Origin of the sequence: Nocardia sp. JCM 34519.1, from assembly GCF_020361265.1 — a bacterium.
GTDB classification, from domain to species: Bacteria; Actinomycetota; Actinomycetes; order Mycobacteriales; family Mycobacteriaceae; genus Nocardia; species Nocardia arthritidis_A.
The window spans coordinates 146,642-161,001 of the sequence record NZ_JAIRBR010000016.1 but is presented as its reverse complement, the minus strand read 5'-3'; the positions used below and the strand labels follow the sequence as shown (position 1 = coordinate 161,001).

Here is a 14,360-nt window from a genome sequence, read left to right as displayed (position 1 = left end):
AGTATTCGATCAGCCTTACGTACTTTTCTATACGGGTGGAATTAGAACAAGTTATTGCGAGCGGGATTTGGCGGAATATATGCCAGTTTCGGCAGACTGGCTGTGGACGCGCGGCCGCTCGGCGGCGCAGGGTGAAGGCATGTCTTCGCTGGCTCCGCACGAGTTCTCCCCCGAAACCACCTGGCTCAACACCGCTTCCTACGGACTGCCCCCGGCGCGCTCGCTGGCCGCGGTACAGCGACTGCACGCGGAATGGGCGGCGGGCCGGACCGCGCCGATGGCGGACGAGACCGTGGTGGATCGCATACGCGACGGCTTCGCCCGGCTCATCGACGGCGCGAGCGCCGACCACATCGCCATCGGCAGCGGCGTCGCCTCACTGCTCGCGCCGGTGGCGACGGCGCTGCCCACGGGTGCGGAGGTACTGCTGGCCGAGAACGAATTCTCCTCGGTATCAATGCCTTTCGTGCACCGGCCGGAGCTGGCGGTGCGCGTCGTCCCGCTCGAGCGGCTGGCCGATGAGGTGCGTCCGGAGACCGCGCTCGTCGCGGTGAGCGCCGTGCAATCCGCCGACGGCCGGGTCACCGATCTGGCGCGGCTGCGCGCGGCGACCCGGGCGCACGGGGCGCGGCTCGCCGTCGATATCACCCAGGCCGCCAGCTGGTTCCCGCTGCGCTTCACCGACGCCGACTACTGGGTCTGCGCCACCTTCAAATGGCTGATCGGCGCGCGCAGCGTCGCCTTCTTCGCCGCGGCGCCCGAGGCCGCCGACCTGATCCGCCCGCTCGGGCCCGGCTGGTTCGCCGCCGCGGACCGGTGGGCCGAGCTCTACCGTCCGGTCGCGCTGCCCGCCACCACCCGCCGCTTCGACAGCACCCCCGACTTCATCGGCGTCTACGCCGCGCTCGGCGGACTCGACCTGATCGAGGAGATCGGCGTCGAGAAGATCGGCGCACACAATCTCGCACTGGCCGACACCTTCCGAACCGGTTTGGTGAAGCTGGGTTACGCACCGGTGCAAGAGAATTCGGCGATCGTTGCGGTGCCGGGCGCCGGCGAGGCCGCGGAGCGATTGCAGCAATCCGGAATCATCGCCTCGGCGCGCAACGGCGGGCTGCGGTTCTCGTTCCACCTCTACAACGATGAAACGGATGTCGAGCGGGCGCTTACCGCGATGGGCGAGAACCGGGCGTCTGTGTAGAGGTCCGGGTTCGGTCGCGCTCGGATGATTCGGCCTGACATCGACATGCCAACTGCAAGAGCGTCTTTCGACCACCCGCCCGACCGCCGAGTGTGCCGATCGACCGCCTCGAGGACGCCGGACATGTAATGATGACTCGGATCGGAGGCAATGATGATCGACCCTCGGTTCCGTCGGCAACCCCAGTCCAGCACCGTCACCGCGATCCCCGCAGGCGTCGTAGCCTTCATCGGCGGGATTATCATCCTGTACGATCTGCCGTTTCTTCTGCTGTTCGACGCTGCCAATATCGACGACCCTCCCGTTTTCCTGAGCAAGCTCCTGGAACTGCTGCTGGTGGCGTTCGGGCTACTGCTGGTGGTCGGTGGGATCCGGACGTTCCGGCGGCAGCTGGGTGCACATACTCTGCTCGGAGTGGGAGGCATCGGCGTTGTCGCCGTATCGGTCATCAAAATCCCTACCTGCGGCGCTGGCATACCTCAGTGCGAGGATGTCAGCGGTGGGCATCACCCCGTCTCGGTTACCACAGATCTCACTCCAGTGTCAGCCATCGGCGTGGCATTCGGTATCACAGTGCTGGTATTGACGTTCTTGCCGAGCACGTTGCGCTGGCTGGCGGATCGACGGATCGACGGTTGAACAACCGAACGAGACCAGCACCGTACGGGCTTCAACGCGTCAGTCGCGAACCGGCTTCCGCGGGCCAGGTGATGAACGGCATATCGAGTGCGGTGAGAATGCCTGCAGGGGCCTGGATTACCGCGGGTATCGCGTTGACGATGCGCATGGCGGTGGCGAGTACGGTGGCGTAGTTGTGGTCGCCGTTCGGGCTGGAGGTCACCAGGTCGAGGGTGTAGCTGGGTTCACCGGTGAGTTCGATCCGGTAGGAGCCCTGCGGATGTGCGGGCTGCGGCCAGTCGGGGCAGAGGTCGGGGCGCAGGCGGGTGACGTGTTCGAGCACGGTCACCGGCCGGTCACCGACCATCCCGCACACCTCGAAACGCAGTGCGGCGGCGGTTCCTTCGGGGATATGCCCGGTGACGATGTCGAAAGCCGATGGCGCGGCGGCCCGTTCGTAGGTCTGGGTGACGGAGTCCAGGGTCACGCCGATGCCCGCCGCCAGCTGCCGGACCACGCTGCCCCAGGCCAGCGACAGCACTCCCGGCTGCAGCAGCAGCGGTATCTCGTCGAGCGGTTTGCCGAAACCCATGATATCGAACATGACCGCGCGGTTGTCGTAGCTGGCGTAGTCGACGATCTCCAGGCAGCGCAGCTGGTCGACGCGCAGACAGGTGCCCGCCAGCGCGAGCGGCAGCAGGTCGTTGGCGAAGCCGGGATCGATGCCGTTCACCCACAGCGTCGAATTGCCTTGGGCGGCGGCCTCTTCGATCGGTTTCAGCAGTTCGTCGGGCAATACGCCGTACGGATATTGGTAGAAGACGGGCGCGCAGGCGACGACATTCACGCCCGCCGCCAGTATCTGCCGCAGATCCTCCACCGCCTCCAGCAGCCGGTTGTCGGTCATGGCGCAGTAGACGACGCAATCGGGCCGCAGCGCGAGCATGGCGTCCGGATCGGTGCTGGCCCGGATGCCGACCGGATGTTCCAATCCGGCAAGGGTTCCCGCGTCGACACCGCCCTTGGCGGGTCCGGATACCCAGACGCCTGCCAATTCCAGGCCCGGATTGGCGATGATGCCCGCCAGCGCGTTGCGGCCGACATTGCCTGTCCCCCATTGCACTACGCGATAAGTCATGTCACAGATCCGGGATCGGGATGGTCAGATTCGGGGCGATGAGCCCGCCGTCCGGCTCCAGCACCTTACCGGTGACGTAGCCGCCCGCGGGTGAGACGAGATACAGTGCGGCGGCGGCGATATCGGCGGGCTCGCCGAGGCGGTGCAGCGGGGTGTTCGTCTCCAGTTGGGTGCGCATCGCATCGTTGCTCGCGACGATGTCCAGCGCCGAGGTGTGGATGGCGCCGGGCGCGATGGCGTTCACCCTGATGCGCGGGTTCAGATCCATGGCGGCGAGCCGGGTGTAGTGCGCCAGTGCGGCTTTGGCGGTGCCGTAGGCGGCGAAGGCGCGGCCGGGCAGGCGGCCCATCGTCGAGGTGATGTTGAGAATCGAACCGCCGCCCGCGGTTTCGAGGATATGCGGTACGGCCGCACGGACCAGTGTGTGCGCGTTGGTGACATTGAAATCGAAGGCCTGGACCAGCATTTCGGGCGTGGTGTCCAGTAGCGGGCAGGGCAGTGCGCCGCCGACATTGTTCACGACGATATCGAGGCGGCCGAACCGGTCCACCGCGGTGGCGGCCAGCGCCGCGGTCGCCTCGATATCGCTGAGGTCGGCGGCCACCACGTGTGCCCGGCGGCCCGTCGCGGCCACCTGCTCGGCCACCTCGTCCAATTGGCTCTCGGTCCGGGCCGCGATGACGACATCGGCCCCCGCCTCCGCGAAGCCGATCGCGATGGCGGCGCCGAGGCCGCGGCCGGCGCCGGTGACGACGGCGACCTGCCCGTCGATGCGGAATCTGTCCAGGATCATGCGCGCTCCAGCGGCTTTCGCGTCCGAATATCCCCGGCTCAGCACTCTCTCGGACATTCGCCGCGACGAACGTCCCGCGATCTGCTGTCGAATATTCGACGCTCCATAACGTATATTCGACATACTAGAGTCGTTCCGCCCAGCCGCACAAGGGGTTCGCCGTGCCAGATCGCTCCCCGTCGCCGCCGACCCGGCGCGTCGTCGACATCGTCTCGCTGCTGATCGCCGCGCCGGAACCGGTGACCGTCGCGGGCATCGCGGACCGGCTCGATATCGCCCGCGCCACCGCAACCGCGATTCTCGCCGAATTGGATTCGGCGGGTTGGGTTACCCGCGGGGACGGCGGCTACCACCTCGGGCCCGCGCTGGCTCGACTACACGGTCCCGCGCTGCCCCGCGCCGCGGGCGAGGTACTCGACGCCCTCGCCATGCGCACCGGCTGCGGCGCCACCCTCAGCCGCATCGAGCCGGATCAGCTGACCGTGCTCGACGTTCGACAGGGCCCCGACCGGATCGTCCCCGGAATCCCGGTCGGACACCGCATTCCGCTGCGATTCCCGGCGGGTGCGAGCGTGATGCCGTGGCGGCCCGCCGCCGAACAGAACGCCTGGCTGGCCACCGCTGACCCGGAAACCCGCCGCACCGCAACGGCTTTGCTCAATTCGGTGCGCCGGCGCGGCATCGCGGTCTTCCGGCCCGACACCGACGACGACGCGGGCACCGTCGAACTGCTCGCCGATCTGCTCGCCGCCATGGGTTCCGAACTGCGCCAACCACATCTGCGCACCCGAGCCCTGCGCCGCCTCGCCGAACTCACCTCGCGGCCGTATACGAAATCCGAACTCGACTCCGACGTTCCGCTACCGCTGAGCTACCTCGCCGCGCCGGTCTTCGACCGCACCGGCGTACCGGCCTATGAGATCCAGCTCGGCGCGCTGCGCACCGAAACCGGTAAATCCGAACGGGATTCGTTCATCGCGGCCACGGTCGACGCCGCCCGCGACCTTTCCGCCGCATTGGCCGACGACGGAAATCCGGCGCACGGGTGAACACTGCGGCTGGTGACTAACCCAGCGCGCGTTTCGCGCCGCGGTGCAGCACCACCGGATCGGTATCCGGCGCGGTGCCGCGCAGGATACCTTTGGCCGATGAATTCACCTGCTCCAGTTGGTTTTTCCGGTCGAACAGGGTTTTGGTGATGGCACAGGCCAGGCCGGTGTCCATATCCTCGCGCACCAGCAGCACATTGGGCACGACGACGGCGCGGACGTCGGCCGCCTGGCCGTACACGCTCGCCGGAATCGCGCCGCCCTCGTAGACCGTGCTCACCGTGCGCAGGGCGGGCAGCACATCGGTGACATCGATGAGCCGCACCTTGTCGTGCAGCGAGTCGAACAGGTCGGTGATGCCGGGGGTCGGCAGGCCGCCGACGAAGAACATGGCGTCGACGCCGCCGTCCTTCATCGCCTCGACCGTCTTGCCGAGATCCAGGTGCTGGGCGTTGATATCGCTGTCCGGATTCAGGCCGGCGGCGCGCAGCATGCGCTGGGCAACCATCTCGGTGCCGGAATTCGTCGAACCGGTCGACACCCGTTTGCCTTTCAGGTCGGACATGGTGTCGATATGCGCTTCGGCCCGCACGATGACGTGCATATAGCTCAGGTACAGCCGGGAAAGCGCGCGCACCGGCTCCCTTTTGCCCGCGAACTCCTCCCGGCCGAGCGCCGCGTCGGCGGCCGTATCGGACTGCGAGAAGGCCACCTGGTACGCGCCCGCGACGAGTTGCTGGATGTTCTGCGGCGAGCCAACCGTTTCGGCGACGGTTGCCCGCACCTTGCCGTCCGTCGCCGACGCGAGCTGTTCGGCCAGCGCCTTGCCGAGTGTGTAGAACACGCCGGAGGTGTTGCCGGAGGCGATCCCGAGCTGGGCAGGCTGGCGCACGGTGCAATCGTCGGCCCCGCTCGCCTTGTCCCCGCAGCCGGTGACCAGTCCGGCCGACACCACCGCAACGGCGAAACCCGTTGCCACTCTCCGCATCTCGCCTCCATACCGCCGCCACCGACCCGCGCGCGGACCGTCCGTCGCCCACCACTCGGGCGACATCCCCTCACCTTAGCCGGGAAGTTGCTTCACGCGCGCGCCATGGCCTCATGGCGTCAACGGCGTCTCGCGGCGCCGGATGGTGCGATGCGAGATGCGCCAACCGTCCGGCGTGCGGATGACGATGTCGTCGTATACCGCGCTGCCGCAACTACCGTCGGCATTGATCCCGATACCCTTCGAACGCACCCGGACCGTGCCGTCGGCGTCCTCGCGGACCACGATGTTCGTCACATGATGGCCCACCGGATTCCGGTCGCCGAGCGCGAGCGCCGCCTCCCGCAGCGCCTCGCGTCCGTGCAGCTCGCCGAGCCCGAATGCGCGGACGTCATAGACGATTTCGGGCGCGAATACCTCATCCATCCGATCGAAGGCCCCATCGTCGGTGAGGTGGCCCTGCAGTGCGACCACTTCGGCGATATCGAGCCGATCGGCGACCGAAAGTGCCATCAGCTGTCCCTTTCTCTGATGCTGCGACGCAGATTAGCCGACCGGAGCCGCCGCGAGCCCGTCATTTTTCGGCGCGGAATTCCCGAAGCCCGGTGCGGCCGAATGCCGCTGCGAGATCGGCCGTAACAGCGCCGTCACCAAGGGTTTTCGATCGTGCCGGCGGTAGCTCTGCTAAACCCGTTGTGAGAGTGATTTTTCAGACATCGGCGGGTCGGCGTATGGCTGGTAGCGTCTGCCGAACAGCCCGCACCGGTGGGCGGTGCGGCCCTGGCCAGAGGGGTTGCGATGGAGACGTCCGCGCGATATCGGCGCTTCGCCGAGGTCGAGGCCCACGGTTACTCCCCCTGCTACGAGCTGTGGTGTCACGGGATCGCCGACGATCCGGACCTGCTGGCCCTCATCGATGAACTACCACCGCCGAAACGCCAGCCGAATCTGATCCTCGGCGCGGCACGATATGTCGGGGTCACCGTCTCGCCGCTCGACGAATTCAAGGAATGGCTGGTCGAGAACTGGCCGACCGTGCGCGAAGTGGCCATGACCCACCACACCCAGACCAACGAGGCGGGGCGCGCCGCGGTGCTGCTGCCCGCGCTGGAGCCGTTCGCCGGATCGCCCGTCGCACTGATCGAGATCGGCGCGTCCGCCGGACTGTGCCTGTATCCGGACCGTTTCAGCTACCGCTACGACGACGAGATCATCATCGATCCGGATGACGGACGTTCCCCGGTGTTGTTGCCGTGCACCACCTCCGGACGCCCACCCATTCCGAAATGCCTGCCGCAGGTGGTTTTTCGCGCGGGCATCGACCTGCATCCGCTGGACGTCCGCAACCCCGAGGATGTGCGCTGGCTGGAATGCCTGGTCTGGCCGGAGCAGCACGACCGGCTCTCCCGGCTGCGCGATGCCGTCGCCATCGCCCGGCGTCATCCCCCGCAACTGGTCGCGGGCGATATCGTCGAGTGCATCGCCGACCTGGTTTACGCGGCGCCGCAGGATGTTCCGATCATCGTATTCGGCAGTGCCGTGCTGGCGTACCTGGATCGGGGCGACCGGGCGCGATTCGCCGACACGGTGCGCGCGCTGCCGTGCACCTGGATCGCCAACGAGGGCAACGAAGTTCTGCCCTATGATCCGGCGCTGCTGCCGCCCACGGAGGTGCCGCCCGGGCGTCAGTTCATTCTGGCGCGCGACGGTATTCCGCTGGGATACGCGGGTCCGCACGGTCAGTCGCTGGATTGGTTCGCGGATCGGCGGTCATCATAGGCATTATCGAGTAGCTGCTCGGCGTCTTCCGCGAAGCGCGGATCACCCGAGCTGAAACTCGGCCAGGGACGAGTCCTCGGATATCGAGCCGCCCGTTGTAATTTCGCACCCAGGCGAGACAGCTCCGCCGCCATCTCCGGCGGTTCGAGCACCCGGAACTCCTTGTCCAGGTGCGCGATCCGGATCGCGGTCCACTCCAGCGAATCGCCGGAGGTCCGCAGCAGACAGGTGCGCTCGTCGATCGGCTCCACCTCGCCCGCCCGAACCTTCAACGCATCGGCCAACTCTCGCGCCGAGGCATACACCAGGAAAATTACCTCCGGTGCGGGCCGCGCCGCCGCCAACTGTCGTGCGACATACTCCGTCGGCGCCGCATCGTCGGGCAATGCCCTTGGCGCGCAGTGCACCCCGATCGGAAAAGGCTCCCCGATCCGATCCACCCGGAAGGTGCGCCATTCGCCGCGGTCGACATCCCATGCCACCAGATACCAGCGCCGCCCGGCCGCGACCAGGCTGTGCGGTTCGACCAACCGCTTCGACTCGGATTCGTCCTTCGCCCGGTAGCGGAACCGGATTCGCTCGTGATCGCGACAGCCCGCGGCCAGCGCCACCAGCGTCTCCGGATCGATGAAGGGTCCGGCGGGCGGCCCGCCCAGCGACGATGTCGCCGCATCCACCGCGTCCACCCGGCGACGCAGCCGCGCGGGCAGGATCTGCTGCACCTTCACCAGCGCCCGCGCCGCCGATTCCTCGATGCCGCGGACCGCGCCGTATGCCGCGCCACGCAGACCGAGGGTGATGGCCACCGCCTCCTCGTCGTCGAGCAGCAGCGGCGGCAGCGCGGTGCCCGCCGCCAGCCGATATCCGCCGGCCGACCCGAGGTTCGCGGACACCGGATAGTCCAGTTCGCGCAGGCGGTCGATATCGCGGCGCACGGTGCGGACCGTGACGCCGAGCCGTTCGGCCAGCTCCGGACCCGACCATTCGCGGCGGGTCTGCAACAGGGCGAGCAGTGCGAGCAGGCGCGCGGCGGTATCGGTCACCACTCCAGTATCACCGGAATGAGGACCGAAGCTGACCTCATTGATCCATACCGTGGCGCAGGTGACCACTCGAGACACCATCAAGATCGTCGGGGCCCGCGAGCACAACCTGCGCAATGTGTCGCTGGAGATCCCCAAGGGCAAGATCGTCGTCTTCACCGGCGTCTCCGGATCGGGCAAATCCTCGATCGTCTTCGGCACCGTCGCGGTGGAGTCGCAGCGGCAACTCAACGAGACCTTCACCTGGTTCATCCGCAACCGGCTGCCGAAATACGAGCGCCCGGAGGCCGATCTCATCGATAACCTGGCGCCGGCCGTCGTGATCGACCAGCGGCCGATCGGCGGCAATTCCCGATCGACGGTCGGCACCATGACCGATATCCAGTCGATCGTACGGGTGCTGTTCTCCCGGTACAGCGAGCCGAGCGCCGGTGGGGCGACACACTATTCGTTCAACGATCCGCTCGGCATGTGCCCGGAATGCGCGGGCCTCGGCCATGTGGTGCGGGCCGATCTGGACAAGCTGCTCGACATCGCCAAATCGCTCAACGAGGGCGCGATCACCTTCGCGCCGTTCGCCGTCGGGTCCTGGCAGTGGCAGCTCTACGCCCGCAGCGGGCTGTTCGACCCGGACAAGGCGCTGCGCGACTACACGCCCGAGGAGTGGCAGCTCTTCCTGCGCGGCAACGGTTTCCGCGTGCCGAGGGCGAGCAGGACCGGCTCCACCGGCACCAATGCCTACGAGGGTCTGCTGGAACGTTTCGACCGCCTATATCTGAAGCGCGACCTGAGCTCGCTTTCGGAAAAGAACCGCGCCGCCGCCGAAGCGGTGGTGCACGAGGAGGTCTGCCCGCTCTGTCATGGCGCGCGCTTGAATCAGGCGGCGCTGGCCAGTCGCATCGACGGGCTCGGCATCGCCGACTACGGGCGGCTCGAAATCACCGATCTCATCGAGGTTTTGGCGGCGCTCACCGATCCGGTAGCCGAACCGATCGCCGCGGCGGCCCTGGCCCGGCTGCGCCGGATCGAGGAGGTCGGACTCGGCTATCTCGCGCTGGACCGGGAGACATCGACCCTCTCGGGCGGAGAGGCGCAGCGGCTCAAGGTCGTCCGGCATCTCGGTTCGAGTTTGACCGGTATGACCTACATATTCGACGAACCGAGCGTCGGCATGCACCCGCGCGATGTCGGCAGGTTGAACCGGCTGCTGATCCAGTTGCGGGACAAGGGAAATACCGTGCTGGTGGTGGAGCATTCGCCGGATGTCATCGCGGTGGCCGACCACGTGGTCGATATGGGACCGGGCGCGGGCGGCCACGGCGGCCAGGTGATGTTCCAGGGCACCGTCGAAAAGCTGCGCGCCTCAGGCACATCCACCGGCGAGCGGCTGCGCCACCGGCAGCCGCTCAAAGCGCGGACCCGCACGCCGACCGGTTGGCTCACCGTGACGGGGGGCGACCGGCACAACCTGAAGAATGTCACCGCGCGGTTTCCCACCGGCGTGCTCACCGCGGTCACCGGCGTAGCCGGTTCGGGCAAAAGCACTTTGGTATCGGACGCCTTCGTCACCGCATATCCGGCGGCGATCGCCGTCGACCAATCCGCCATCGCCGCGTCGCGCCGCTCCAGCCCCGCGACCTACCTCGGCATCATGGATCCGCTGCGGCAACTGTTCGCCAAGACGCACCACGTGAAGCCGGGTCTGTTCAGCTTCAACTCCGACGGCGCGTGCCCCGAATGTGACGGCGCGGGCGTGATATTCACCGATCTGGCCTATATGGATCCGGTCACCACCGTCTGCCGGACCTGCCACGGCCGCCGCTACCGGCCCGAGGCGCTGACTTATACGGTGCAGGGCGCGTCCATCGCCGATGTGCTGGAGATGACCGTGGAACAGGCGCTCGACTTCTGGAATACACACGCCGACAACCGGATTCGCCGTCCGCTTCGCGCGCTGCACGAGGTCGGCCTCGGCTATCTCACGCTGGGCCGGACGCTGAGTTCGCTGTCCGGCGGCGAACGGCAGCGCATCAAGCTGGCCGACAACCTGCGGCGCACCGGCGGCATCTACGTGCTGGACGAACCGACCACCGGACTGCATATGGCCGATGTCGACACCCTGGTGGCGCTGCTGGACCGGCTGGTGGACGCGGGCAATACCGTCATCGTCATCGAACACGATCTCGAGCTCGTCAAACGCGCCGATTGGGTGATAGATCTCGGACCCGACGGCGGCAAACACGGTGGCGAGATCGTCTTCGCGGGCACACCGGTGCAGCTGTGCGACGACCGGCGCTCCATCACCGCCGAATACCTCAGGCGCAGCCTCGCCGAAGCCGCGTGATGGGCGCGGCCGGGGCCGGGCGATTCAGCCGTCGCGAGCATCCTTGGAGCTATTCGCATTTCGGCGCGGAAGTCACCAAACACGGCCATTGCCAACGCTTTCGGGGCACCATTGGAAGATGAACACCCGGCACGCTCCGGCGCACGACCGGCTCGACCCGAATCCGGCGCCGGTCGACCGATACCGGCGCCTGCTCCGGTTCACCGATATCGATAACGCCCGCGACCTGGGCGGTCTCCCGGTAGCCTCCGGCGGCAGCATCCGCCGCGGCGTCGTCTTCCGCTCCGCCACCCCGCAGCAGCTCGGCGCCGCCGATCTGCGGCTGCTCACCGGACCACTCGGCCTGCGCACCGTCATCGATCTGCGCACCGGCGCGGAGTCCGAGCGGGAGGGCCACGGCAGACTGTCCGGCACCCTCGTCCGGGTGGTCAACCTGCCGCTGCGGGTCGCCGGGCACGCCGCCGCGAATCCGGCCGAGCTGGCCGCGCACGCGTCCGCCGCGGGCATGGTCGCGCACTATCGCGAATTGCTTTCCGGCAGCGGCGCATCCGTAATCGCCGCGATGCGCCTGCTGGCCCGGCCGGAACGCCACTCGGTGCTGTTCCACTGCGCGGCGGGCAAGGACCGCACCGGTCTGCTCGCCGCACTGCTGCTGGACGCGCTCGGCGTTTCCGCCGAGCACATAGTCGCCGACTACGCGCTGTCCGCGGAGCATCTGAACCAGGTGCGCGCCCGGCTGATCACCATGACGGCCTACCGCAGCCTGCCGCCGCTCGGCACCGGCATCATGTCCGTGGACCCCGGCGTGATGGCCGCATTCCTGCGCGGCCTGCACGACAGCCACGGCGGCGCGGCGGGCTGGCTGCGGCTCAACGGATTGTCCGCCGCCGAACTGGACCTCCTACGACTGAACCTGATCGATCAATCCCAGCGGTGAGCCGAAAAACCGCGGCCGACGCCGCGTTCGGCGGCATCATGAACGTTATGGGCACGCAAGACGTGGTGCAGGCCGGAGATTTCGTCAAGATCTACGACCCGAGCATCGGCAGAGACCAGCAGTGGTACATCAACGACCACACCCTGATCCAGGACACGGCGGGCAACTGGCACCTGTTCGGCATCACGCACCCCGAACCCGCCGACCCGGACAACGAGATCGAGTTCGCACACGCCACCGCGCCCGCACTGCTCGGGCCGTGGACCACCCTCGATCCGGCGCTGACGGTCGATCCGGACTACGGCGAAACCCATCTCTGGGCGCCACACGTAATCGCCTCGGACGGAACGTATTTCATGTTCTACGCGGGCGGCGGCCCGGATCACACCGACGCCGAGATCAACCTGGCCACCTCCACCGACCTCTATCAGTGGACCCGCCTACCGGACGGCCCCCTGTTCCGCGACGGCTACGACGCCCGCGATCCGATGGTGTTGCAGGTCGGCGAGAAGTGGGTCATGTACTACTGCGCGACGGCCGCGCCGGAGAACGGCAACCATGTGGTGGCATACCGGGTGAGCAGCGATCTACTGCACTGGAGCGACCGGCAGTTCGCCTTCATCGATCCCACCTGCGGAACCTTCGGCGGCAATACCGAATCCCCGTTCGTGGTGCGCCAGGGCGGCTGGTGGTATCTGTTCATCGGCCCGCGCCCGGATTACGTCGGCACCGATGTGTTCCGCAGCGACAACCCGTACCGGTTCCGCATCGGCGACAAGGTCGGCCACATTGCCGCGCATGCGGCGGAGGTGGTCCGCGACGGTGACAACTGGTGGATCACCCATGCGGGCTGGGGTCAGGGCGGGGTCTATATCGCCCCGCTGACCTTTCCGAATTCGCCTGCGGCCCAATCCGTTCCGCGCTGATACCGGACTCAGCCGCGGTACAGCCAGGATGTCGTGGTGATATTCGCGTTCTCCAGCGGCAGATACGCGTCGCCCTGCCAGCCGAGCGCCTGAATGGTGACCCGCAGCGCGCTGCCGAAGCAGATCGGATCCGGCACATGCCACCGGTACATGCCGAATCGCTGTGTGTCGACATAGATCTGGTCCGGCGGCAGCACCTGGTGCAGGCCGCAGTAGTTGGTGGAGAAGGTGACGTAGCGGTTGTCGATATCGAAATTCCATGCGCCGCCGAAGTAGTCCTCGGTGCCGGTGCCGCAGATGGTCGGGAAGTCGGTGTCGCCGTCCATGTAGAACTTCATCTCGCCCTCACCCCACCAGCCGGGGGCATTGGGCTGGATCGCGAGGTAGGTGCCGACATACCGGCCGGGACCGGTGATTCCGTCCACGAGGGTGTGGATCGTCGGGCTGCCGAGCGGATTGCTCTGCCGCCGCTGGGTGTACAGCCTGCCCGCCGAATCGGGAACGTCCTCCTCGGTGTAGGTGAACTGGTAGTACACCGGCACCTGGTGATCGCTGGTGTTCTCCAGCGTGATTCGGGCGTTGCCGCGAAACGGCATGGGCCAGTAGCTGTTCAGGCCCGCCGCCGGTGCGACGACGATCATCTGCGAATTCAGCAGCGCCAGCTGATCCCAGACATTGCAGAAGTAGTCGCCGAGCGAGAGCTCGATGGCGGGTACCGGATCGTCGTCCCAGTACATGCGCAACATCAGCTGATCGAGCGTCCCGCGATCGGTGGTGATCCAGAAGTGCCGGATGATGCCGGGCCCGGAAATGTCGGCGAGGGTGGCGTTTTCGCCGGAGCCCAGATCGATCGACGGCGAGATCTTCCAGCCGACGCCGAGGAAGCGCGCGGCCCATGCTCCCGTCCCGGTCGTGGCCCGCCCGCCTTGGCCGGGCGCGCCGGTGGGGTTCTCGGCGCTGACCGATCGTGTCCGCGCGCCATCAAGCCGCCACAACTCGCTCATCGCCCATATCTCCTTTATCTCGACATCAATTCAGCCCCGGCCACCCGTATCGGGCCGGACCGGCCACGCTCGCCTGTCGCTGCGGCGCCGCGGCCGTGGGCGCCGGATTCGGCGCGGACTGCTGCGGCGCCGGTTCACCCGACTGCTTGGCCATCTCCCGCCGCACCTCGTCCATGTCCAGCCAAAGCACCTGCTGCACAATGTCTTCCAGTGCGTCACCGGGGATGTACCCGGAATGGGAGTAGACCATCAGGCCGTCCTTGAACGCCATCAGCGTCGGGAACTTGTCCACCCCGGCCATGCCGGTGAGCGCGGGCTCGGCCTCGGTATCCACCTTGCCGTACACGATTTCCGGATGCTGCTGCGCGGAGGATTCGAAGACGGGCGCGAAATGGTGGCACGGCCCGCACCAATTCGCCCACCAATCCACCAGAACGATCCGGTTGCTGGTGATGACGGTGTTGAAGTTGTGCTGGGTCAGTGTCTGCGTCGCCATGTCATCCTCCCGAGATACAACCCTGCATCCTCGCACGTAACCGG

The 14,360-nt window shown here is 67.2% G+C and carries 14 protein-coding genes; 7 read left to right on the top strand and 7 right to left on the bottom strand.

Going from position 1 to position 14,360, the window contains the following annotated elements; translation table 11 throughout:
- Window positions 1–139: 139 nt before the first annotated feature.
- Both LGY53_RS31455 and LGY53_RS31450 read left to right on the top strand, forming a co-directional pair.
- On the top strand, window positions 140–1,201 hold the full coding sequence (locus LGY53_RS31455; protein ID WP_225730312.1) for an aminotransferase class V-fold PLP-dependent enzyme: 1,062 nt from the start codon (window positions 140–142) through the stop codon (window positions 1,199–1,201).
- A gap of 150 nt (window positions 1,202–1,351) precedes the next feature.
- Window positions 1,352–1,840, top strand: a complete 489-nt coding sequence (locus tag LGY53_RS31450) for a hypothetical protein (RefSeq protein WP_225730311.1) — start codon at window positions 1,352–1,354, stop codon at window positions 1,838–1,840.
- A gap of 31 nt (window positions 1,841–1,871) precedes the next feature.
- Here LGY53_RS31450 and LGY53_RS31445 read toward each other — a convergent pair whose 3' ends face one another.
- Both LGY53_RS31445 and LGY53_RS31440 read right to left on the bottom strand, forming a co-directional pair.
- Complete coding sequence (locus LGY53_RS31445) at window positions 1,872–2,957, bottom strand: diacylglycerol kinase (protein ID WP_225730310.1); 1,086 nt, start codon at window positions 2,955–2,957, stop codon at window positions 1,872–1,874.
- Between the two features lies 1 nt (window position 2,958).
- A complete protein-coding gene (locus LGY53_RS31440) occupies window positions 2,959–3,750 on the bottom strand; it encodes an SDR family oxidoreductase (protein WP_225730309.1) in 792 nt (263 codons plus the stop codon).
- Window positions 3,751–3,911: 161 nt separating this feature from the next.
- Here LGY53_RS31440 and LGY53_RS31435 point away from each other — a divergent pair, with 161 nt between their 5' ends.
- The gene (locus LGY53_RS31435; RefSeq protein ID WP_225730308.1) at window positions 3,912–4,799 is read left to right on the top strand and encodes a MarR family transcriptional regulator; all 888 of its coding nucleotides are present in this window, start codon (window positions 3,912–3,914) and stop codon (window positions 4,797–4,799) included.
- Window positions 4,800–4,815: 16 nt separating this feature from the next.
- Here the strand turns inward: LGY53_RS31435 and LGY53_RS31430 are convergent, their stop codons facing one another.
- Both LGY53_RS31430 and LGY53_RS31425 read right to left on the bottom strand, forming a co-directional pair.
- Window positions 4,816–5,787, bottom strand: coding sequence for a TAXI family TRAP transporter solute-binding subunit (locus tag LGY53_RS31430; protein ID WP_225730307.1), 972 nt, complete (start codon window positions 5,785–5,787; stop codon window positions 4,816–4,818).
- Window positions 5,788–5,898: 111 nt separating this feature from the next.
- Window positions 5,899–6,300 carry a nuclear transport factor 2 family protein gene (locus LGY53_RS31425; protein ID WP_225730306.1) on the bottom strand — a complete coding sequence of 134 codons (402 nt, stop codon included), beginning with the start codon at window positions 6,298–6,300 and terminating at the stop codon, window positions 5,899–5,901.
- A gap of 285 nt (window positions 6,301–6,585) precedes the next feature.
- Here LGY53_RS31425 and LGY53_RS31420 point away from each other — a divergent pair, with 285 nt between their 5' ends.
- A complete protein-coding gene (locus tag LGY53_RS31420) occupies window positions 6,586–7,566 on the top strand; it encodes a DUF2332 domain-containing protein (protein ID WP_225730305.1) in 981 nt (326 codons plus the stop codon).
- Here LGY53_RS31420 and LGY53_RS31415 read toward each other — a convergent pair.
- Entirely contained in the window at window positions 7,527–8,609 is a 1,083-nt protein-coding gene (locus LGY53_RS31415; protein ID WP_225730304.1) for a YafY family protein, read from the bottom strand. The two genes, LGY53_RS31420 and LGY53_RS31415, sit on opposite strands and share 40 nt — an antisense overlap.
- A gap of 61 nt (window positions 8,610–8,670) precedes the next feature.
- Between LGY53_RS31415 and LGY53_RS31410 the strand changes: the two genes are divergently transcribed.
- The 3 genes from LGY53_RS31410 to LGY53_RS31400 all read left to right on the top strand — a co-directional run bounded on the left by LGY53_RS31410 (window position 8,671) and on the right by LGY53_RS31400 (window position 12,816).
- On the top strand, window positions 8,671–10,953 hold the full coding sequence (locus tag LGY53_RS31410) for an excinuclease ABC subunit UvrA (protein ID WP_225730303.1): 2,283 nt from the start codon (window positions 8,671–8,673) through the stop codon (window positions 10,951–10,953).
- Between the two features lie 118 nt (window positions 10,954–11,071).
- On the top strand, window positions 11,072–11,890 hold the full coding sequence (locus LGY53_RS31405; protein WP_225730302.1) for a tyrosine-protein phosphatase: 819 nt from the start codon (window positions 11,072–11,074) through the stop codon (window positions 11,888–11,890).
- Window positions 11,887–12,816, top strand: a complete 930-nt coding sequence (locus tag LGY53_RS31400; protein ID WP_225730301.1) for a family 43 glycosylhydrolase — start codon at window positions 11,887–11,889, stop codon at window positions 12,814–12,816. The genes LGY53_RS31405 and LGY53_RS31400 overlap by 4 nt, the downstream gene beginning before the upstream one ends.
- 8 nt (window positions 12,817–12,824) lie before the next feature.
- On the opposite strand, the gene LGY53_RS31395 is transcribed toward LGY53_RS31400, so the two are convergent.
- Together LGY53_RS31395 and LGY53_RS31390 are read right to left on the bottom strand one after the other, a co-directional pair.
- Window positions 12,825–13,820, bottom strand: coding sequence for a glycoside hydrolase family 172 protein (locus LGY53_RS31395; RefSeq protein WP_225730300.1), 996 nt, complete (start codon window positions 13,818–13,820; stop codon window positions 12,825–12,827).
- A gap of 25 nt (window positions 13,821–13,845) precedes the next feature.
- Window positions 13,846–14,316 carry a thioredoxin family protein gene (locus LGY53_RS31390; RefSeq protein ID WP_308103024.1) on the bottom strand — a complete coding sequence of 157 codons (471 nt, stop codon included), beginning with the start codon at window positions 14,314–14,316 and terminating at the stop codon, window positions 13,846–13,848.
- Between the last annotated feature and the right edge of the window lie 44 nt (window positions 14,317–14,360).

Coding starts and splice junctions, on each gene's coding strand:
- LGY53_RS31440 (WP_225730309.1), bottom strand. CDS start 3,750: ATGATCCTGGACAGATTCCGCATCGACGGGCAGGTCGCCGTCGTCACC.
- LGY53_RS31395 (WP_225730300.1), bottom strand. CDS start 13,820: ATGAGCGAGTTGTGGCGGCTTGATGGCGCGCGGACACGATCGGTCAGC.
- LGY53_RS31430 (WP_225730307.1), bottom strand. CDS start 5,787: ATGCGGAGAGTGGCAACGGGTTTCGCCGTTGCGGTGGTGTCGGCCGGA.
- LGY53_RS31450 (WP_225730311.1), top strand. CDS start 1,352: ATGATGATCGACCCTCGGTTCCGTCGGCAACCCCAGTCCAGCACCGTC.
- LGY53_RS31445 (WP_225730310.1), bottom strand. CDS start 2,957: ATGACTTATCGCGTAGTGCAATGGGGGACAGGCAATGTCGGCCGCAAC.
- LGY53_RS31405 (WP_225730302.1), top strand. CDS start 11,072: ATGAACACCCGGCACGCTCCGGCGCACGACCGGCTCGACCCGAATCCG.
- LGY53_RS31390 (WP_308103024.1), bottom strand. CDS start 14,316: ATGGCGACGCAGACACTGACCCAGCACAACTTCAACACCGTCATCACC.
- LGY53_RS31425 (WP_225730306.1), bottom strand. CDS start 6,300: ATGGCACTTTCGGTCGCCGATCGGCTCGATATCGCCGAAGTGGTCGCA.
- LGY53_RS31420 (WP_225730305.1), top strand. CDS start 6,586: ATGGAGACGTCCGCGCGATATCGGCGCTTCGCCGAGGTCGAGGCCCAC.
- LGY53_RS31455 (WP_225730312.1), top strand. CDS start 140: ATGTCTTCGCTGGCTCCGCACGAGTTCTCCCCCGAAACCACCTGGCTC.